The following is a 19,307-nucleotide window of genomic DNA, read 5'->3' on the forward strand; positions in this document are numbered from 1 at the left end:
TCAGTTGGGAGAGCATCGCCCTTACAAGGCGAGGGTCACTGGTTCAAGTCCAGTACGACCCACCATTCTTTGAATGGTGCATATTACAAAAATCTAAATCCTCCAGTACCACCTTCCATTTTAATATTCATTATCCTCCACTCTTTTAGTTCAAGTTCAGTATTAATTACCATTTAGAAATTCGTTACCAAGTAATTCTTCGGTTTCAAAAAATCAGTATTCCAATCACATACCAAAAATTTATCTTTCGAGTTTTATTATCTCCAAAATCATTTTGTTTAAACTTACTTTATTACGCGTGCTATTCATTTACTTTAAATGGGTTTTTAGCTCTTTTAAGGTAAAAATATAAACCTTTAGAATTAATTTGCTTAATAAGCTCTCATCTTCGAGGCGAATCTTTAAATTACCTTGTAAGCGTCTAAACTGTTGATTATAGTCTGTGTTAAATTCAATTACGCTTAAGCCAATGTCTAAAAATATTTTTAATGAAGCAAAAATACTGATTGTAGAAGAGCAGCCACTTGCTCAAAGCTACATGAAACAGTCGCTCGAAAAAATTGGCTTTGGACATATGCGTTTTGCAGATCATGCTCTAGCGGCAAAAGAACAATGCTTACATGAAGAATTTGACTTGGTAATTTGCTCTTTTAATCTAAGCAAACGCCAAGATGGCTACCAGCTTTATGAAGAATTACGCGCTAAAGCATTAATAAAACACTCTACTGGGTTTATTTTTACATCTGCGGAAACTAGCGGAGAGTTAGTTCACAGTGTATTAGAACTTCAACCCGATGACTTTTTAGTAAAACCCTTCTCTGTACACGAGTTAAGAGTGCGCATAGAGCGTATTCTCAAACGTAAAAGCGACTTAAAAGCTATATACACTTTAATTGATGACGATAACCAGTCTAAAGCATTGAAACAAATTAATGCCCAACTCGATAAAAGTAATAAATACAGCCCTATTCTACTTAGATTAAAAGGCAATATTTTACTGGCGCTAAAACAAAACCAAGAAGCGAAAGATTTTTTTAAGTCAGTTTTGAATATGCAAAAGTTTGCATGGGCAAAAGTAGGATTGGTAGAAGCCTTAATTGCTAACAATGAGCATATTTTAGCTCAACGCATGCTTAAAACAATGCTTGAACGAAATGAAACGCGTCTTATAGCCTTAGACTTATTGGGGCGTTTAGAAATAAAACTAAACCAATTTGATTTAGCCCAAGACTTTTTAAGCCAAGCGACACATATTGCTCCACGTAATATAGACCGTCAAAAATCACTGAACAGCGTATCGCTCATTAATAGAGATTATGAAACCAGCTACTTAACTCAAAAAGATATTGCCACTTATGCTAAGTACTCTATGCATGATAGCCCAGACATTTATTTAAATGCTGCTCGTGCTGGGATTGATTTTGCATTGACCACAGATCAAACCGACCAAATAAACAGGATCTCTCGTCAAACAAATAAATATATTAATGAGCTAAAAACACAATTCCCAACCAGTAATGCGCAAACTCAAATCGATGTGCTCAATGCACGCCTTTATTATTTAAAAGATGAACATAAAAAAGCGAAACAGCTCATTGAGCAACTTGATGACAGCGATACTCAAATACGTTCAGTAGATGGTGCCCTAGACAAGGCAAAAGCACTGCATGAATTAGGTTTTCACCAAAAGGCGCAAGCGCTATTTAGCCAAATAATTGATCATTGCGAACGTCACCCAAGTAGAAGCGATGCTACTTACTTGCGTTATATACAGCAACAGCAAAGTGAAAGACGTGATATTAAAATGGGGCCGAAAGAGCTCAATAATCATGCTGTTAAGCAGTTTGAGCGCGGCCAATTAAATGTTGCCTTAGAGGCATTCAGCCAAGCATTTAGAGTCATGCCACACAATCCAAGTATTGCGCTTAATTTATTGCAATGTTTAGTGGATAAGTCAAAAAAACATGGTGACTCTTTCAATAGTGTGCTGGCTCAAAAGTGCTTTAAACTATTAAAAAAATCCCCCCTAGCAGAAGAGCAATCAGAGCGGTTCGATAAACTACTTCAGATTGCTAAAGAAATGAAACTAGAGATTAGTTAGAGCCTGTTTGGCATTAATGCTACGTTATCGCCTATTTATGGGGAGTAACCACACCACATAGGCGCGGCCTTGCCTAAATCCCAAACAGACCGCTGCAAATTTAACCTTGAAAGGTCAACAGACCCTAGAGCTTTTTCATTGCCAGTGCGTTTACACAGTAGCGTAAACCAGTAGGAAGTGGCCCATCAGGGAAAATATGCCCTAAATGCGCATCACACACATTACAAACAACTTCAACTCGCTCCATGCCATGACTATTATCCATGACATAACCAATCGCTTCCTCAGTTGCCGGTTGGGTAAATGAAGGCCAGCCGGTGCCACTATCAAACTTTTCATCTGCATCAAATAGTAAGTTGTCACAACAAACACACACATACTTACCTGGCTCTAACAAGGTACAACTACTCGAACTATTTGGTCGTTCAGTTCCCTTTTTACGGGTCACATAATATTGCTCTTCGTTTAACAGTTCGCGCCATTGCTGATCTGTTTTAACCACTTTTCGAACCGGTGTTGGATTGCCATGGTTGGCAAAATTAACAATATCGTTCCACTTCAACATAAGAACCTCATTACGTTATTAATTTAACTAGCAATCATTTACTTGTAGTCTGGTACGCCTGTGGCTAATACCACGATCAACGCTATCTAAAGACTATAGTGTGCTTTTCTGTTGCTGTAAGTATACGGTTTACATAGGCATGCAATTGGGCTTGACTGCCAGGAATGCTCACGCTTAATTGTCTGTCATTATTACTATGCACTATTAGCTCATCGTTTCTTATTTCTATCGACTCAATATTACTGATGACTAACCAATGCGGGCCATTTTTTTTATCAAACAGCCCTGTTAAACTAAAAACAAATAAGTGCTGCGCATCGCGTTGAATAAAATTACGCAGCGGATTGCGCATTTTAAACAACGGCGTTAATCGGTAACAACACGAACAAAACACCACAACCCACATTACTAACCCAGCTTTAAACCAAAGGTGTTCCCCTAAAGAAAAAAAATAGCCACTCGCTATAATAATGAGCCCTATTAAAGCAATTACTTGTGCTATTTTTTTATTGATACTGTGCATAAGCCCTCTTACTTTTTATCAGTTGCTTTTTCTGTCGGCTCGGGCCAATCACTAAAGAAAACGCTTAAGTAACGACTTTTTGCCAAATACCACAACACCCATAATACAATCACCATTTGCACAGCTAAAAACAATGAGAAGCGATAATGGCTATGGGCTGCCTGAATACTTAACCACGACAAATCAATTAATGCACACGCAATCAGCGGCCAACGCATATACCGCCAAATACGCGCCAAGCGTTGTGTTGCTTGATGCGAGTCTCTTGGCCTTCGTAAACAAAATAAAATAGTGGGTACAATGGCTACAGCACCGATCGCTATAGCAATAAAAAAATCATCTTTTGACTTAAAAAACAATGACATTAAATCAAGCTCAGGTCGACGACTCAACGCGGCTATTACCCAAATAAAATAGGCGCGCAATAGTACTAAAATACTCAAGTGAAACGCTAATGGCGTACGATAGCTACCATATTTATCCCAGTATTCAGGCCCATATCGACTCACAACTGATTTTTCCTATCGGCAATAGTGCCCAAAATAAAAAATGCCACTAATAAGGTAAGCGCTAACCACTTAGTGCCAAAAAACAGTAAAGCTTTAGTTAGCAGTGGGCTTAACCACACCACTAACAAGCCAAAGCCAAACGCAGTTATCAACACAAAACACGCCACCCTAATAATAAAGTGGCGCCTAGCTACGACACCTTTGGTTAACTTTAAAATGTCATCCGCATACAGCGACACTAAGCACACCATTAAAAGCAGTGATAAATGCGGCAAATAGCCCTGTAACCATTGGCCTAGGTCAATTAACAAGGTATTAAGTATATTTGTAAAACTAGCCATTATGAGTCTCTAACAAAGTAATTAAATCATCCTCTGTCAGTATTTCTATACCAAGCTCTTGCGCTTTGGTGAGCTTAGAGCCGGCTTTTTCGCCCGCCACTAAGGCATCTGTTTTTGCTGAAACACTGCCAGAAACCTTGGCGCCTAATTGTTGTAGGCGCGCTTTTGCATCATTACGATTAAGCGTATTAAGCGTCCCAGTTAGCACATAAGTTAAACCCGCTAGCGGCTGTTCTTGCTCTGATGGCGCTGTTAACTGTGGCCAGTTTACTCCTTGCGCTATTAATTCGTTTACCACTGTCAGGTTATGCTCTTCAGTAAAAAAGCCGCGAACATGCTTCGCCACTATTTCACCTACATCGCTTACTTCTATTAGTTGTTCAATGCTGGCATCAATCACGTTTTCAAGCGTTAAAAAGTGATTAGCCAAATTCTGAGCTGTGGCCTCACCGACTTCACGAATACCCAGTGAATATAAAAACTTTGCTAAGGTAGTGGTTTTAGCATCATCAAGCGCCGCAACTAAGTTTTTTGCTGATTTTGGTCCCATTCGTTCAAGTGACTCAAAGTGTCCCTGCTTTAAAATAAATAAATCAGCAGGGGTTTTGATCAGCTCTCGGTCAACTAATTGATCAACAATTTTGTCGCCTAAGCCGTCAATATCTAAAGCCTTACGTGAGGCAAAATGTTTAATCGCTTGTTTGCGCTGTGCTTGACATACCAAGCCGCCTGTACAACGTGCAACAGCTTCACCTTCAACCCGCTCAACGTGCGAGTCACAAATTGGGCACATAGTTGGAAACACAATCTCTTTTGCATCGCTTGGGCGTTGTTCAAGCACTACTTGGGTAATTTGTGGGATCACATCCCCAGCGCGACGAATAATCACAGTGTCGCCCACTTTTACGCCTAAACGGGCAATTTCATCAGCATTATGCAGCGTTGCATTCGATACCGTAACACCACCAACAAATACCGGCTCTAGTCGTGCTACGGGAGTAATTGCCCCTGTGCGACCTACTTGAAATTCAACATCTAATAATTGCGTTATTTCTTCTTGCGCCGGAAACTTATAAGCAATAGCCCAGCGCGGTGCACGCGCAACAAAGCCTAGGCGCTCTTGTAGGGCTTTTTTATTTACTTTTATTACCACGCCATCTATTTCATATTTTAGCTCGCTACGGCGCGTTAAAATGTCATTATAATAGGCAAGCGCGGCCTTTGGGCCTTCAACTAGTTTTGTTTCTGGGCACAGTGGTAATCCCCAATCAGTAAGCTTGGCAAGTTGCTGGTAATGATCTTCAGGTAATGTGCCATCGGCGACCAATCCGGTGCTGTAGGCATAAAACATCAGTGGCCGTTTTGCGGTAATTTTTGAGTCTAGCTGGCGTAAACTGCCCGCTGCCGCATTACGTGGGTTTACAAAAACTTTGTCACCGCGCTTTTCTGCTTCGACATTTAATTTTTCAAAGCCCGCGCTATCCATAAACACTTCACCGCGCACTTCAAGCTCACGCGGGTAATCATCACCGCGTAACTTTAATGGCACATTGCGAATTGTTTTTACATTTTGAGTAATATTTTCGCCAGTAAAACCATCGCCACGAGTCGCTGCTTGCACTAATACCCCATCGCGATAAATAATCGATACCGCTAAGCCATCCAGTTTAGGCTCACAGCAAAATGTAAGCTCTTCAGTGCTCATTAAACGCTCTTTAATACGACGATTAAAACCATTGAATTCGTCTTCACCAAAAGCGTTATCAAGCGACAACATAGGCACTTGGTGTGCTACTTGCTCAAACTTGGCAAGCGCCGCCCCACCTACTTTTTGAGTAGGTGAATCGGCGGTTAAAAACTCAGGGTGCTGGGTTTCTAATTCGCTCAAAGTACGTAATAAGCGATCATATTCGGCATCGGGTATGCTGGGTGTATCAAGCACATAATAACTATAATTGTGTTGCTCAAGCGTGGTACGAAGATGATTAATTTGCTCACTAATGCTGCTTGCCATGTAGACCTCAAAAACATAAAAAAAGCCACTTTGACGAGTGAACGCCCAGTGGCTTACAAAATTTAACTTATGCGTATATTACGCAGAAAATGCGCGAACCTGCTCAACATATTGACGAATACGCTCTACCGTCATTTCGTTTCGCTCAGCATCCAAGATTTCAGCTCCAAATTCATCTGCTAGCTTCTTAGCGGCGCTGTGCAGCATATTAAACGCAGCAAGGCCATCGCCATCACATGGTAGAGTCATAAATAAACTCACGCCTGCGGTACTAAACTGTTCCATATTATCAATATCGAACGTGCCAGGGTTATACATATTTACCAGTCTAAATAACACCGGCCCTTGGCCTGCAGGGTCTAGATGGCGATTAAAAAAGCCTTCTTCTGAATATTTAAAACCTAGCGTGTTAACTGCTGGCAGTAATTTACTGCCTTGCATGGTCAGTCCTTCTGGCATTTGAATATGCACAATCACAAAGTCTGAAACATCTTTAGGGGCGTCTTGTTGTGTATCAACAGCCTCTTCGGTTACGACTTCAAGGTCATCTTCAATAGCTGTATCAGCTGGGCTAACATCTATTTGTGGCTCATCAGCACTGAAGTTTAACTCACTCATTTGTGGCTCTTCTCGTTGCGCTAACGTTGGCTCTTGTGGCTCAGTATGCACAGATGAAGGCTGCTGTTCTTGAACAGGTTCAACTCGCTCGCTTGCAGGGAGTTCAGCATTCTCTTTTTTTCTTACTGACCACAAACCGTGTATTAATAAGCCACCAATGACAAACACACTGATCACAATTAAAACCCATCTTAATTCTTCGGCCATCCCCTCACCTTTTATTATTAATATGTCTAACTGCCATCATTTTACCCAAAACAACTAGCAAATGACTATAAAATTATGCATGTGCAAGTTGCACCGCTTGTTCAATATCTACAGCAACCATGCGCGACACGCCTGGCTCTGCCATGGTTACACCCGTTAATCTACCCGCCATTTCCATTGCAATTTTATTATGGCTTATATAAATAAACTGCACAGATTGTGACATTTCTTCAACCAATCGGCAAAAACGAACCACATTGGCATCATCTAATGGGGCATCTACCTCGTCCAGCATACAGAATGGAGCTGGATTGAGCCTGAATATTGAAAACACCAATGATAATGCGCTCAGCGCTTTTTCTCCACCACTTAACAAATGAATTGTCGAATTTTTTTTACCCGGAGGTCTTGCCATTATACTAACACCACTTTCGAGTAAATCGTCACTGGTTAATTCTAAGTAAGCACTGCCGCCGCCAAATACTTTTGGAAAAAGCTGGCCAAAATCGTGATTCACTTGATCAAAGGTAGACTTAAAGCGCGTTTTCGTTTCACGATCTATTTTATGAATAGCGCCTTCTAAAGCTGTCAATGCCTGGGTTAAATCATCCAGCTGATTATTTAAATAATCACTTCTTTGCTTAGCTTGTTCAAATTCATCAATGGCTGCAAGGTTAACGGCTCCTAATTGCTCAAGCTGATTACTGACTCCAGCAAGTTGATTTTGCGCTGCATTTAATGACAACTCTGCAGGAAGCTCTGCTAAAACCTGTTTTAAATTTTGATTAAGCTCGCTAAGTGGCTCAAGTACCGCTTGCGCTTTTATTAATAGGCTTTGCTCTTCAATACTCAGCTTCTGGTGTTGCTCTTGTAATGCCACCAGCTCAGTTTGTGACGTTTTTAAACTCGCTTGTTTGTTTTGTAATTCTTGTTTTGCTTGAGCTAATTGCTGTTGAATATCCACAAGGGTTTGTTCGCCTTGTTGGTGCTGCACTAATAATTGTTCAATACTTAGTGCAAGCTCTTGCTCAGGAATAAGTAACGCCTCAATTTGCTCTATTAGCTCTTGCGTTCCTTCTACAGCCATTGTTAATGCTTGTTCGGCATGGTTCAACTTGGTTTGACTGAGCTGCCACTCACTGCGCACTTTTTGCTCATTAAGGTTTGCCTGATGTGCTTGCGTTCTATATTGTTCAGCATTATTCAAAACTTGTTTGTAACGTTCATCACTATTTATTCGTGTGCTATCGGCTTGGTTAAGCTCTACAGCTAAGGCCTCTAACTGCTCTGCAAGCTGTTCATTTTTATCAAGCTCTTCGCCCAACAATTCGCTTAACTGCTGCTGTTGTTCTAGCAGTGGCTGACGTTGTTGTTGTAATTTCGTCACCTGTTGCTGATGTTGTTCAGCTTGCGCTTTGAGCATATCACCACGCGTTGTTGCTACGGCTAACTGTTGTGCTAATTGATGAATAGTGTCTTTGCGCTCGTTTTGCTGCTCGGTTATTAATGCAGCTTGCGCTTGATGTTCTTCAAGTGTGGAGTGTGCGTCCGTCAATGCCTTTTGTTGTTGCTCAAGTAAGGTTTCTTGCTGCTTGAGCTTTTTGTGCATTAATAATAAGGAATTTTCTGCATTTTTTTCGCCACTGAGATGCCAATTTCGACCATGTAACGCCCCTTGCTTATCCATCACTGCAATATAACTGGCATCGTTAAGATGGTGTGTTTGACCCTCGGCATCATAAGCAATATGGTTTAATAACTCGGGGTAGATACCAGCGCTAATAAAGGCAGCAATACTATTGCTTGCCACAGACTGTGAGGGTATTTGCCACGTGCTATTTTCTGCTTTACCTGGTGAAATATGAATGTGCTCAAGTGATGACAGCGCCTGCTCTACTAAAAACTCATAACCAGGCTGAACAGTTAACTGTTTGAATAAAGTTAAAGTTTTATCGCTGTTTTTTTCAAGTCCAAGGGTAGTTTTTAGCCCTGCTATACCGGCTTTTAGTTCATTAACTTGCTGAGATAAATGCTGCCATTGCTGCTGAGCTTCATCAAGCTGTTGCTGCTGTATTGCCTGAGCACTTTGACCTCTACTATGAGCAGTTTGCGCGTTAGCCAGCTGCTCTGTTAGCGTTTGTCTGTGCTGCTGTTGCTGAATTAATTGCTGCTCTATCTCACTGCGTTTTAACTCATCTATTTGCTCATCAAGCTGCGTTAGTTGTTGCTTAACATAACTGATTTTCTGCTCTGTATGTTTTACTGCATTTGCATGCGCTAACTGCTGATTATTTAATTTTTGATAGTCTTCTGTTAACGATTGCCACTGTGATGTGTCGGTATTTTTAATCTCCAGCAGCCGATTAACCTCATCGGTAAGCTCTATAACCTGCTCGCTGCACATTAAGTTATACTCTACAGCCTGTTGCAAGCTGTCATCTAACTCTTGGCAGAGACTTTGTTGCTGCGTTTTAGCTTCTTCACTTTGGTTTTTTTGTTGCTCTAACTTGGCTAAATTTTGTTTCAGTGACAGCGTTTGTTGCTTAATGCTAATCTGCTGCTGTTCGCTGCGAGTCAATTCAGTATGCGTATGATGCTGCTGTTGCTGTGCATCATCGAGTTTATCTTGTTGAGCTTGCACTTGAGCATCAAGGCTTGCCAGAACATCATCATGGCCTGAATGCGCCGTTTTAAAGAAGCTGATTTGGTCATCCAGCTTTTTTATTTGCGCACTTTTATCGAGCTGTTGTTGATGCAGTTTTTGCCATTTTAATACCGCTATTTGCCCCTTTAAGGTGCGCTCTTGGGATTTAAGTTCGCGATATTTTTTAGCCTCAACCGATTGTACCGCCAGTTTATCAAGCTGGTTTTGTAACTCTTGACGAACATCAAGCAGTCGCTCTAGGTTTTCTCGGGTGCTTTTTATGCGTGTTTGCGTTTCGCGGCGACGCTCTTTGTATTTAGAGACCCCTGCGGCTTCTTCTAAGAAAACACGTAGCTCTTGCGGTTTGCTCTCAATTAAACGTGAGATCATCCCTTGTTCAATAATAGCGTAGCTTCGCGGCCCAAGGCCCGTGCCTAAAAATATGTCGGTAATATCACGTTTTCGGCATTTACTGCCATTTAGAAAGTACAATGACTGCCCATCGCGAGTCACCAAACGCTTAATAGCCACTTGGTTACGATCAGCAAAAGTATTGGGTAACTTACCCTGGGTATTATCAAATATTAATTCAACGGAGGCTTGCGAAATGGGCTTGCGGTTAGTAGAGCCATTAAAAATGACATCGGTCATGGCATCGCCACGTAAATTTTTAGCTGAGCTTTCACCAAGCACCCATCGCACCGCATCAATGACGTTTGATTTGCCACAGCCATTAGGGCCGACAACACACGTCATTTGGTCAGGAAATGGAATTTTAGTGGGCTCTACAAACGATTTAAAGCCCGCTAATTTAATAGTGCTTAAGCGCATTTTATTGTTATTACCGATTTATTATTGTTTTTTACTATAAGTAACTTAACGCATAAATAGCTAAAAAGTTAAGCTTGGCGTTTAAAATTATCTAAAATAATACCCGTGGCCATTGCTACATTAAGCGACTCTGCACCGCCAAAAGCCGGAATGGTTATTTTGTTGCTCACTAATTTTGCACACTGCTCGCGTATTCCATGTGATTCACTGCCCATAAGCAATACACCTTGGCCACTAAATTTAGTGCTATGCACACTTTGGCCATCTAAAAATGCACCATAAATAGGCATGTTTAATGTAGATAAGTATTCAGGCAATTCAACTTGGCTTACCGATACGCGAACGAACGACCCCATTGTGGCGCTAATTGTTTTTGGGTTATACGGATCGGCACTGTCAGTGCTAGCAACAATATGTTTTATACCGTACCAATCAGCCACGCGAATGATGGTACCTAAATTCCCAGGATCAGATACGCCATCTAAGGCTAATATTAAACTGTTTTCATCTGGTAATACGGTGCTTGGCATATCAATAATTGCAATAGCCGCATTATTACTTACCAAAGTACTGGCCTTTGTTAGCTGCTCTTCATCTGCTGTAATAAAATGCGTTTGAGGATATGCGCTTTGGTTATTATCAATAAAGCTTTGCGTTGCAAATACATCGTTTACTTTTAATGGACTATTTAATAACTCCAGTACGTTTTTTTCGCCTTGTACTAAGTATTGGTTAAATTGCTTGCGATACTTTTTTTGGCCAAGCTGGCGAATAAGTTTAAGTTGGTTTTTTGAAATCATGACAGCCCCATTAAATTATCTGCACAGTATACCAGAGGTGACTTAAAGTGCAGCCCCATAAACAGTAAAAGCAATAAAAATAGCCTACTTACAATCAGCTAGCTAATTATAAAGATTGTTTTTTTTATCTAAAAAAGGTAAATTTACAAAAAACAACATGGATATATTTTTAAAATGGAACCAGTACACCCAACTTCATCTGAGTCAAATCAAACACCCCCTGCTATTTTTAGCGGTAAAGTACAATTTAGCGGCAAAGCCGGCGAATTTTTTGGTATATGGATTGTTAATATACTGCTGAGTATTATAACTCTCGGAATTTATTCGGCATGGGCAAAAGTTCGCACCTATCGTTATTTTTACGGTCATACGCGTATCGACGGCCATAGCTTTGACTATCTAGCGACCCCAATACAAATTTTAAAAGGACGCATTTTAGCGGTCATCGCATTTTTAATTTACACCTTACTTAGCAGCCTCGCACCAGCGATAGGCCTTTTATTTGCTATTGGCTTTTTATTTTTATTGCCGTGGATCATCAACCAAGGTCTGCGTTTTAATATGCGTATGACTCGCCATCGTAATGTACGCTTTGCCTTTTCAGGTAATTACGGCGATGCATTTATTAACTTTGTTTTATTACCTATTGCAAGTGTATTCACATTACACCTATTACTGCCGTATGTATTAAAGCGAATTGATCAATATATGCATGAAAACATCAGCTATGGAAATAAGCCACTTACAGTAAATCTTCAAGGCGAACGCTATTACATCGCAGCACTTATTACCCTAGGAGTTGCAATAGGTGGCTTAGTTATTTTTGGCTTCTTTGCTGGTGCAAGTGCCTTAACTATCGGTAACTTAAACACACAAAACTTTAGCCTTTCGACAATTGTAGTGCCGCTATTAATTGCTACGTTGTATGTTGCGTTTTTAACACTAGTAGGCGCTGTTTATCATTCGATTATTAGAAATCATATTTTTAATAACAGTGAATTTACAGAAGTCGCTACCTTTGATTCGAACTTAAAAGCCATTGACTATGCCATCTTACTATTTACCAATGTACTGGCAATTATATTTACCTTAGGACTGGCCTACCCTTGGGCTAAAGTACGCAGAGCAAAACTATTAGCATCAGTTACAGAAGTCACTATTTATAGCGGCGCACTTTCGTTGATTGATGTTGCACAAAATGAGCAGTCATCATTTGCTGAAGAAGCTGCCAATGTGTTTGATATTGATATTTCACTCACCTAATGAGTAATTATCCTATTTTTGGCTGTTATTATTACCCTAATAGCAGCCAACGTATTAAAAGCTATGCACACCTTTCCCATGAGCAAATAACACTTGTTGACTCTGAGAATACGACGTTACTTGCATCAACAATAGACAATTGCCAACTTGATAGCCCGTTACCTGGCATGGCGTCAGAGTTAAATTTTGCTGATGGTGGGCGATTTATTCCTCAAGATGTAGAATTTAGGTGGCCATTCGCGCTTAAAGAGCATGGACTCAGTGAACGCTTAGAAAAAAATAAGATTCTTATTGTTGCATCCGTGCTGCTAATTCCCCTATTGCTTTGGTTAATTTTATACCGCTTAATACCATCAGTAGCAGTTTATAGCGTTAACTTAGCACCTGCCTCGACAATTGAAACGATGGGAGAGCAAACGCTCAGTGTAATAGAAAAAGTCGCATTGGAACCTTCTCAACTTTCCACTAATAAGCAATCAGAAATACAGCAACAATGGCGTTTAATGCTCAACTCGCTCAATTTAGACAGTGCAAAGTTTAGGCTATCTTTTTATCAGTCTGATTATTTTTCAGCTAATGCGTTTGCTCTTCCAAATGGTCGGGTTGTAGTAACTGACGAACTTGTTGATCTATTAAAAAATGACCCTGATGCCCTGCGTGCTATTTTACTTCATGAAATTGGTCATGTTCAGCACCATCACAGCATTCGCCTTGCAGCACAAGCTGCAGCGAGCACCGTTGTATTTGCAGTTATTTTTGGTGACTTAGAAGGTATATTAGAAGTCGTGCTTGGCTCTGGCTCATCTTTTTTACAACAAGCGTTTTCGCGAGATATGGAACAAGAAGCCGATGTATATGCGATTAAAAACCTTTTAAAATTAGGCTATTCTAACCACGACTTTGCTGATGCAATTGAAGCACTGGAAAATAATTTACAAGCGCAAGAAGGGAGCTATGATGATACTTGGTTAAAGTATTTATCAACGCACCCAAGTTCTCAAGAGCGAATAGAATATGCGAGGCAATATAAACCACAATGACCCCTGAACTAAATTTGCTCTTATTGGCTATCATTATGATAACCCTAGGCTACGGGTTTATTTATCCGCGCTTTGCAGGCAGCAGCTTTAAAAAAGTATCGGTGCAAGATTTATTTGCAACAGGCATTACACTATTAATTGCATCTAGCCTTTATTACAACTCGGGCGTGCAATTTAGCTGGTTAATATTTGAAGTTAATTGGTTTTGGTTTACTTTTTTAACTTACGTCATAATCGAAATTCCGGTGTTTTTTATTTATGCTAAAAAGCACAATATGCAGTTTTAATAGTCTTTTATTTTCATACAAAAAAAGCGCCAAATTGGCGCTTTTTAAACTGCATTAACACATATTAATATTTATGCTTAAATGCCCACAAATGCAGTAATTCACTGGCAATCGTTGCAGCGGCAATGGCGGTAAGCTCACTTTGGTCGTACGACGGGGATACTTCAACCACATCCATTCCCACCATATTAACCCCTTTCAGTGCGCGTAAGATTTTAAGCACTTTATCAGAGGTTAAACCACCACACACGGGTGTGCCCGTACCTGGTGCAAAGGCGGGGTCTAAACAATCTATATCAAAGGTTAAGTAAACCGGTAAATCACCCACTCGCTCAATAATCTGAGCTGCAATATCATTCGCATGGAGATCATTGGCTTGCATGGCATCAATCACTGCAAACTCATGCCTGCTTTGATCAAAGTCAGTACGAATGCCGAGCTGAATACTGTGATTAACATCAATTAACCCTTCCATTGGCGCATGATAAAACATGGTGCCGTGATCAAAACGCGAGCCGTTGCTATAGGTATCGGTATGTGCATCGAAGTGAACTAATGCCATTTTGCCATGAATTTTTGCATGTGCGCGCAATAGTGGTAACGTTACGAAATGATCGCCACCCAAGCCTAATAATGTTTTACCTTGGCGAAGTATTTGCTCTGCCGCCATTTCTAATTGCGCGGTAAAATATTCAGGGTCGCCTACCGGATAAGTAAAGTCGCCAGCATCCGCCACGGTTAAGCGCTCAAACAATGGAAATGTCCATGGGTATTTTGTATCTTCCCATGCTAAATGTACCGATGCTCTGCGAATAGCATCAGGTCCTAAGCGGGCACCAGGGCGCCCTGAAGTGGCTAAATCAAACGGTAGACCCAATATCACTACATCGGCTTCAATCGCGTTAATGTTTTGTACCATAGGACGACGTAAAAACGTCATCCCATTTGAGTACAATGAGTGGTCAACACAACCAAACAAGCTAGACATTGCTTATAACTCTTCTAAATAAGTGTAGCCATCAAGGCCGCTTTGCAACTCGTCTAAAACGCTTTGCTGTTCGTCTGGTGCAATTTTTGCGCTCACTAACTGCGCATATGACTGCTGAAAACCTTCAACATCTAAATGCACATAACGCATCATGTCAGCGACAGTATCACCATGATTAATCTCTGTAATGCTAGCAATACCTTGCTCATCCATATTGACAATAGCACTGTGCGTATCACCAAATAAGTTATGCATATCGCCTAAAATCTCTTGATAGGCACCTACTAAGAAAAACCCCATTAAATAAGGTTTGTCTGCTGTAAACTCTGGTACTGGTAACGTACTTTCAATACCTTGACCATCTACATAATGCTCTAATGCGCCATCTGAATCACAGGTGATATCTAGTAAAACAGCCCGTTTTTGTGGAGCTTGCGTTAAACCACTTAATGGCAATACCGGAAACACTTGGTCAATACCCCACGCGTCAGGCAATGACTGAAACAATGAGAAATTGACAAAAAACTTGTCCGCTAAACGCGCATTCAGATCATCTATAATCGGTCGATGAAAACGGTTTTTGTTATCCATTAATTTATTAAGTTCATAACACACGCGTAAGTTTATTTGCTCTGCCCATGCACGCTGAGTTAAATCTAATAATCCCATCGCAAACTGACTATGCGCTTCAGCTAAATCACCTTGGCTGTCGTGAAAAATCTCAATTAATGCACGGTCATCAGTAAGCACATGCAATTGTTGCCATGAAATCCACATATTTTTAAGTAACTGCGGCGCATCATCAGCTGGCGCTTCTATTTCTTCCGGTGTATACGTTTCGGTGCCAATTACATTGGAAATTAGTACCGCGTGATGCGCTGTTAATGCTCTTCCCGACTCTGAAATAATGGTAGGAAAAGGCTGTTCATACTGCTTACAAATATCACCTATGGTGTACACAATATTATTTGCGTATTCAGCTAAACTGTAGTTCATTGAGTTGTGTGATTGACTGCGTGTGCCGTCGTAATCAACCGCTAAACCACCCCCTACATCAAGGCACTCTATGTGTGCACCCAACTTACGTAATTCACAATAAAAACGCGCAGCTTCACTTACACCTAAGCGTACATCACGAATATTGGCCATTTGCGACCCTAAGTGAAAATGCACAAGCTGTACTAAATCAAGCTGATCAGTTTCTTTTAAACGGTTTACTACATACAGCACTTGTGAAGCAGACAACCCAAACTTCGATTTTTCACCGCCACTTGCTTGCCATTTACCTTTGCCCTGCGATGCTAAACGCACACGAATACCAATACGCGGTTTTACATTAAGTTCTTTGGCTTGGCTAAGCACCATGTCCAGCTCAGACAATTTCTCAAGTACGATATACACTTTATGGCCCAGCTTTTCGCCAATCAGCGCTAAGCGCACATATTCTTTATCTTTGTAGCCATTACACACAATGACCGCACTGGTTTTTTCAGCCAGCGCTAATACAGTTAATAACTCTGGCTTGCTACCAGCCTCTAAACCTAGCTGTTTTTTTTCTACTTGCGCTTGGCTGGCAACAATTTCTTCAACGACTTCACGTTGTTGATTTACTTTAATTGGATAAACTAATAAATAGTCTTTTGGATAGCCATAGCTTTCTATTGCGGTATTAAATGCGCCACATAGGCTATGCACACGATGGTGTAATATTTGTGGAAAACGAACAAGTGCTGGTAAGCTTAAACCTTTGTCTTCAAGTTGCTTAGCAATGTCTGTTAGTGCAATGGTTTGCTGTGGGGCATCAGCCTTGGGCGCAACATACACATCACCTTGATCATTAATACCAAAAAAACCTTGGCTCCAATGACGAACGTTGTAGCTCGTACGAGCTTGTTCTAGTGATGTTGTCTCTTTCATTTATCTTTCTCTTTTATTTATGAATGCCAAACCGGCTAGTTGCCGCGCATTAAAAGAAAAATAGTGATTCATGTCCAACAAGTATTTCTACTCGTAACGAGTTAGGATTGAAATTGATAAATAAAAGCTTCAAACAAAGCAATATTAGCTGAGCGCAAGCTCCATAAATAAGCTATTCGGGTTTTCTGTGTATTCACCAAAAGGGGCACATTGCACAAACCCTAAATTCTCATAAAGATGGATTGATTGTATTTGCTTTGGTCCTGTTTCTAGTTTTATGATTGGGATTTCTTCTTCGCCTGCATAGTGCAATAAAATTTGCATAATACGCCGCGATAAGCCTTTTCCGCGATAGCTAGGTTTTACGTAAAGCCGTCTAATTTCGCCATACCAGCTACCATCAAATTGCTTTACTATTGCGCCACAGGCAACTATTCCGTCTTTATTCTTTAACCCTACAGCGTAAACGCCCGGTAAACCAAGCTCATTAACTGTAAGCGCTTGTGAAGTTGCTACAGGATATAATGAGCTAATAAGTCGATCTATGTCAGCAAATACGTTGATCACATCCTGATCACAAGGGTCTAAGTCGACTAACTGCATGGTTTATCTCAAGGTTATGCTTAAATATATTTAAACTATACCGTATCGATAGGAATGAACAACCTACTTAGGCTAAGTTATTTTTAGTGGGTTAGTTTATTGCTAGGATAATAAATAGCTCAATAACAAGGTGAGAATATGATGTACCCAGAAAAAGAGCGCTTATTAGCGCTCTTTATCAATTATTAAAGCCCTTGTTCGTCTGCCATTTTCTTAACTATTTGTGGTGCTGTCCACAACGAAGGTAGTAACACAAACGAAACTGGCACCGCAGTGACCACAATAAACGACTGCAAGGCTGAAATTCCGCCCTCGCCTATAGAAATAAGCAACGCCGCCATCACCCCCATCATAATCCCCCAAAACACTCGAATAGAGGTTTGTGGGTGATCGGTACCCGTCATTACCATAGATACCGAGTACGTCATTGAATCACCTGTTGTTGCCACAAAAATAGTGGTCAGTACTAAAAATAACACCGACACAACAAATCCCATAGGTAACTGCTCAGTGATGGCTAACAATGCCGCTGGCAAATTAAGCCCAGCAAAAGGCTCTGATATAACGCCAGGATTATTTAATTCAAAAAAGATGCCTGAGCCGCCAACAATAGTAAACCAAAAACACGTCATCACAGGGGCAACCACAGAAATAAGTAAAATCATTTCACGAATAGTACGTCCACGGGATATACGTGCAACGAACATAGCCATTAATGGGCCATAACCTAAAAACCAGCCCCAAAAGAATACAGTCCACCAGTCTAGCCACGGTTTATCGGCACGAAATGTAGCCATAGGAATAAAGTTATCTAAATACAAACCAAAGGAATGAATGTAACTGTCGATAATAAACGCAGTTGGCCCCATTAGTAATATAAACAACATCAGCAACACTGCCAGTACAACATTAAAACGGCTTAGTAGTTGAATACCTTTGGTAACCCCACTTACCGCTGAAAGTGTGTAAATTCCAATTAAGCTAAATAAAATAACCACCTGCGTGGTGTAGGTATCAGGAATGGCAAACAATTTTTCTAGACCAAAACTCACTTGTAAACCTAAAAAACCAATAGGACCAACAGTGCCAGCAACCACAGCGAGTACACAACATGCATCAACAATAGTACCAAGCGCACCTTTCATTGCGCGATCGCCAAATACCGGGTAAAGCAAAGTGCGCGGTTTAAGCGGTAATCCTTTTTCGTAATGGAGATGCATATAAACAATACCGGTCAAACTACCTAAAATAGCCCAGGCTAAAAAGCCCCAGTGCATAAAGCTTTGTGCAAGAGCGTTGTAGGCTGCATCCTTTGTGCCAGTTTCACCACCAAATAACGGGGGCGGAGAAATAAAGTGTGCCATTGGCTCTGCTGCGGCCCAAAATACACCGCCACCTGCAAGCAAAGTACACATAATTATACTTATCCATTTGAAGGTAGATATTTCAGGGGTTTTTAAACCGCCGAGCACCACTGAACCGGTGCGGCCTACGGCTAAAAATATGCCAATCACAAAGGTTAATAACAGCAGAACTTGCCAAAAGGCGCCAAATATTTTGGTGGAGAAGGCAAAGGCAGAGTTTATCCAATCCGACATCAGTTTTATGTCGTACAGTGCCAGCGCGGCAAATAAAACTAATATACCGCCACTGATTAAAAAAACGGGTATATCAACCCCTTCCAGAAACTTTACTCGGGGAGAGTGTATTTCACCCGACTTTAAAGCTGCTTTCGTGGTATTCATTTATCGCTCCTAATGGTTTTTTACAGTTACCGACATAGCGACATACCATGACATAACCCTAAACCATAGTTACAACGAACGAAAAAGCAACTCAAAAGCAAGTTTCAAGTACCTGTCGTGTTTACGTTTAGATAATGTCACAACAAGTAGACTTATTGCCAATTCCTGACTAGTTTAACGCGTTAAAAACGCTAAACCAATGCCACAGCAATGATTTGTGCAACTGTTACAAAATAGTAAAAAACTCATTACACTTAGCTAGCAAACAAACAAAAAGTATACATTTCTGTTTGAGCTAAAACGCAGTAAGT

General features: G+C 40.7%; 16 protein-coding genes. 4 read left to right on the forward strand and 12 right to left on the reverse strand.

Annotated elements, in window-relative coordinates:
• Positions 1-469: 469 nt before the first annotated feature.
• Positions 470-2,101 (forward strand): response regulator, encoded by a 1,632-nt coding sequence (locus AN392_RS16570; RefSeq protein WP_055013328.1) that lies wholly within the window; start codon positions 470-472, stop codon positions 2,099-2,101.
• Positions 2,102-2,225: 124 nt separating this feature from the next.
• Here the strand turns inward: AN392_RS16570 and msrB are convergent, their stop codons facing one another.
• The 8 genes from msrB to AN392_RS16610 form a co-directional block, all read right to left on the reverse strand.
• Positions 2,226-2,666, reverse strand: coding sequence for a peptide-methionine (R)-S-oxide reductase MsrB (gene msrB / locus AN392_RS16575; protein WP_008115220.1), 441 nt, complete (start codon positions 2,664-2,666; stop codon positions 2,226-2,228).
• Positions 2,667-2,748: 82 nt separating this feature from the next.
• A complete protein-coding gene (locus tag AN392_RS16580; protein ID WP_055013310.1) occupies positions 2,749-3,189 on the reverse strand; it encodes a hypothetical protein in 441 nt (146 codons plus the stop codon).
• Positions 3,190-3,197: 8 nt separating this feature from the next.
• The gene (locus AN392_RS16585; protein ID WP_055013311.1) at positions 3,198-3,698 is read right to left on the reverse strand and encodes a DUF2919 domain-containing protein; all 501 of its coding nucleotides are present in this window, start codon (positions 3,696-3,698) and stop codon (positions 3,198-3,200) included.
• On the reverse strand, positions 3,695-4,039 hold the full coding sequence (locus AN392_RS16590; RefSeq protein ID WP_008115215.1) for a DUF3392 family protein: 345 nt from the start codon (positions 4,037-4,039) through the stop codon (positions 3,695-3,697). Before AN392_RS16590 ends, AN392_RS16585 begins: the two co-directional genes overlap by 4 nt.
• Entirely contained in the window at positions 4,032-6,053 is a 2,022-nt protein-coding gene (gene ligA, locus AN392_RS16595) for an NAD-dependent DNA ligase LigA (protein ID WP_055013312.1), read from the reverse strand. The genes AN392_RS16590 and ligA overlap by 8 nt, the downstream gene beginning before the upstream one ends.
• Positions 6,054-6,131: 78 nt before the next feature.
• Positions 6,132-6,878, reverse strand: a complete 747-nt coding sequence (gene zipA, locus AN392_RS16600; RefSeq protein ID WP_054202488.1) for a cell division protein ZipA — start codon at positions 6,876-6,878, stop codon at positions 6,132-6,134.
• 73 nt (positions 6,879-6,951) lie between these two features.
• Positions 6,952-10,353 carry a chromosome segregation SMC family protein gene (locus AN392_RS16605; RefSeq protein WP_055013313.1) on the reverse strand — a complete coding sequence of 1,134 codons (3,402 nt, stop codon included), beginning with the start codon at positions 10,351-10,353 and terminating at the stop codon, positions 6,952-6,954.
• Between the two features lie 68 nt (positions 10,354-10,421).
• Positions 10,422-11,153 (reverse strand): RNA methyltransferase, encoded by a 732-nt coding sequence (locus AN392_RS16610; RefSeq protein ID WP_055013314.1) that lies wholly within the window; start codon positions 11,151-11,153, stop codon positions 10,422-10,424.
• 174 nt (positions 11,154-11,327) lie between these two features.
• On the opposite strand from AN392_RS16610, the gene AN392_RS16615 reads away from it, so the two are divergent.
• Genes AN392_RS16615 through AN392_RS16625 form a run of 3 tightly spaced genes read left to right on the forward strand, consistent with a single transcriptional unit; the run spans position 11,328 to position 13,743 of the window.
• The gene (locus AN392_RS16615; RefSeq protein ID WP_055013315.1) at positions 11,328-12,416 is read left to right on the forward strand and encodes a YjgN family protein; all 1,089 of its coding nucleotides are present in this window, start codon (positions 11,328-11,330) and stop codon (positions 12,414-12,416) included.
• The gene (locus tag AN392_RS16620) at positions 12,416-13,456 is read left to right on the forward strand and encodes a M48 family metallopeptidase (RefSeq protein WP_055013316.1); all 1,041 of its coding nucleotides are present in this window, start codon (positions 12,416-12,418) and stop codon (positions 13,454-13,456) included. The genes AN392_RS16615 and AN392_RS16620 overlap by 1 nt, the downstream gene beginning before the upstream one ends.
• A gap of 35 nt (positions 13,457-13,491) precedes the next feature.
• Complete coding sequence (locus AN392_RS16625) at positions 13,492-13,743, forward strand: hypothetical protein (RefSeq protein WP_235575605.1); 252 nt, start codon at positions 13,492-13,494, stop codon at positions 13,741-13,743.
• A 64-nt stretch (positions 13,744-13,807) separates the two neighbouring features.
• Here the strand turns inward: AN392_RS16625 and speB are convergent, their stop codons facing one another.
• From speB to AN392_RS16645, 4 genes are all read right to left on the reverse strand, one after another.
• The gene (speB, locus tag AN392_RS16630; protein WP_055013318.1) at positions 13,808-14,731 is read right to left on the reverse strand and encodes an agmatinase; all 924 of its coding nucleotides are present in this window, start codon (positions 14,729-14,731) and stop codon (positions 13,808-13,810) included.
• Positions 14,732-14,734: 3 nt separating this feature from the next.
• Positions 14,735-16,648: a biosynthetic arginine decarboxylase gene (gene speA / locus AN392_RS16635; RefSeq protein ID WP_055013319.1), complete on the reverse strand. Its 1,914-nt coding sequence runs from the start codon at positions 16,646-16,648 to the stop codon at positions 14,735-14,737.
• Positions 16,649-16,792: 144 nt separating this feature from the next.
• Positions 16,793-17,251, reverse strand: a complete 459-nt coding sequence (locus AN392_RS16640) for a GNAT family N-acetyltransferase (RefSeq protein ID WP_055013320.1) — start codon at positions 17,249-17,251, stop codon at positions 16,793-16,795.
• Between the two features lie 185 nt (positions 17,252-17,436).
• Complete coding sequence (locus AN392_RS16645) at positions 17,437-18,996, reverse strand: BCCT family transporter (RefSeq protein ID WP_055013321.1); 1,560 nt, start codon at positions 18,994-18,996, stop codon at positions 17,437-17,439.
• Positions 18,997-19,307 lie beyond the last annotated feature (311 nt).

The sequence above is a fragment of the Pseudoalteromonas sp. P1-16-1b genome (genome assembly GCF_001401785.1).
Classification (GTDB): Bacteria; Pseudomonadota; Gammaproteobacteria; order Enterobacterales; family Alteromonadaceae; genus Pseudoalteromonas; species Pseudoalteromonas undina.

What these genes read in the sequence shown, in the direction of transcription:
- AN392_RS16570 (WP_055013328.1), top strand. Translation starts at nt 470, where the DNA reads ATGTCTAAAAATATTTTTAATGAAGCAAAAATACTGATTGTAGAAGAG.
- msrB (WP_008115220.1), bottom strand. Translation starts at nt 2,666, where the DNA reads ATGTTGAAGTGGAACGATATTGTTAATTTTGCCAACCATGGCAATCCA.
- AN392_RS16580 (WP_055013310.1), bottom strand. Translation starts at nt 3,189, where the DNA reads ATGCACAGTATCAATAAAAAAATAGCACAAGTAATTGCTTTAATAGGG.
- AN392_RS16590 (WP_008115215.1), bottom strand. Translation starts at nt 4,039, where the DNA reads ATGGCTAGTTTTACAAATATACTTAATACCTTGTTAATTGACCTAGGC.
- ligA (WP_055013312.1), bottom strand. Translation starts at nt 6,053, where the DNA reads ATGGCAAGCAGCATTAGTGAGCAAATTAATCATCTTCGTACCACGCTT.
- zipA (WP_054202488.1), bottom strand. Translation starts at nt 6,878, where the DNA reads ATGGCCGAAGAATTAAGATGGGTTTTAATTGTGATCAGTGTGTTTGTC.
- AN392_RS16605 (WP_055013313.1), bottom strand. Translation starts at nt 10,353, where the DNA reads ATGCGCTTAAGCACTATTAAATTAGCGGGCTTTAAATCGTTTGTAGAG.
- AN392_RS16610 (WP_055013314.1), bottom strand. Translation starts at nt 11,153, where the DNA reads ATGATTTCAAAAAACCAACTTAAACTTATTCGCCAGCTTGGCCAAAAA.
- AN392_RS16615 (WP_055013315.1), top strand. Translation starts at nt 11,328, where the DNA reads ATGGAACCAGTACACCCAACTTCATCTGAGTCAAATCAAACACCCCCT.
- AN392_RS16620 (WP_055013316.1), top strand. Translation starts at nt 12,416, where the DNA reads ATGAGTAATTATCCTATTTTTGGCTGTTATTATTACCCTAATAGCAGC.
- AN392_RS16625 (WP_235575605.1), top strand. Translation starts at nt 13,492, where the DNA reads ATGATAACCCTAGGCTACGGGTTTATTTATCCGCGCTTTGCAGGCAGC.
- speB (WP_055013318.1), bottom strand. Translation starts at nt 14,731, where the DNA reads ATGTCTAGCTTGTTTGGTTGTGTTGACCACTCATTGTACTCAAATGGG.
- speA (WP_055013319.1), bottom strand. Translation starts at nt 16,648, where the DNA reads ATGAAAGAGACAACATCACTAGAACAAGCTCGTACGAGCTACAACGTT.
- AN392_RS16640 (WP_055013320.1), bottom strand. Translation starts at nt 17,251, where the DNA reads ATGCAGTTAGTCGACTTAGACCCTTGTGATCAGGATGTGATCAACGTA.
- AN392_RS16645 (WP_055013321.1), bottom strand. Translation starts at nt 18,996, where the DNA reads ATGAATACCACGAAAGCAGCTTTAAAGTCGGGTGAAATACACTCTCCC.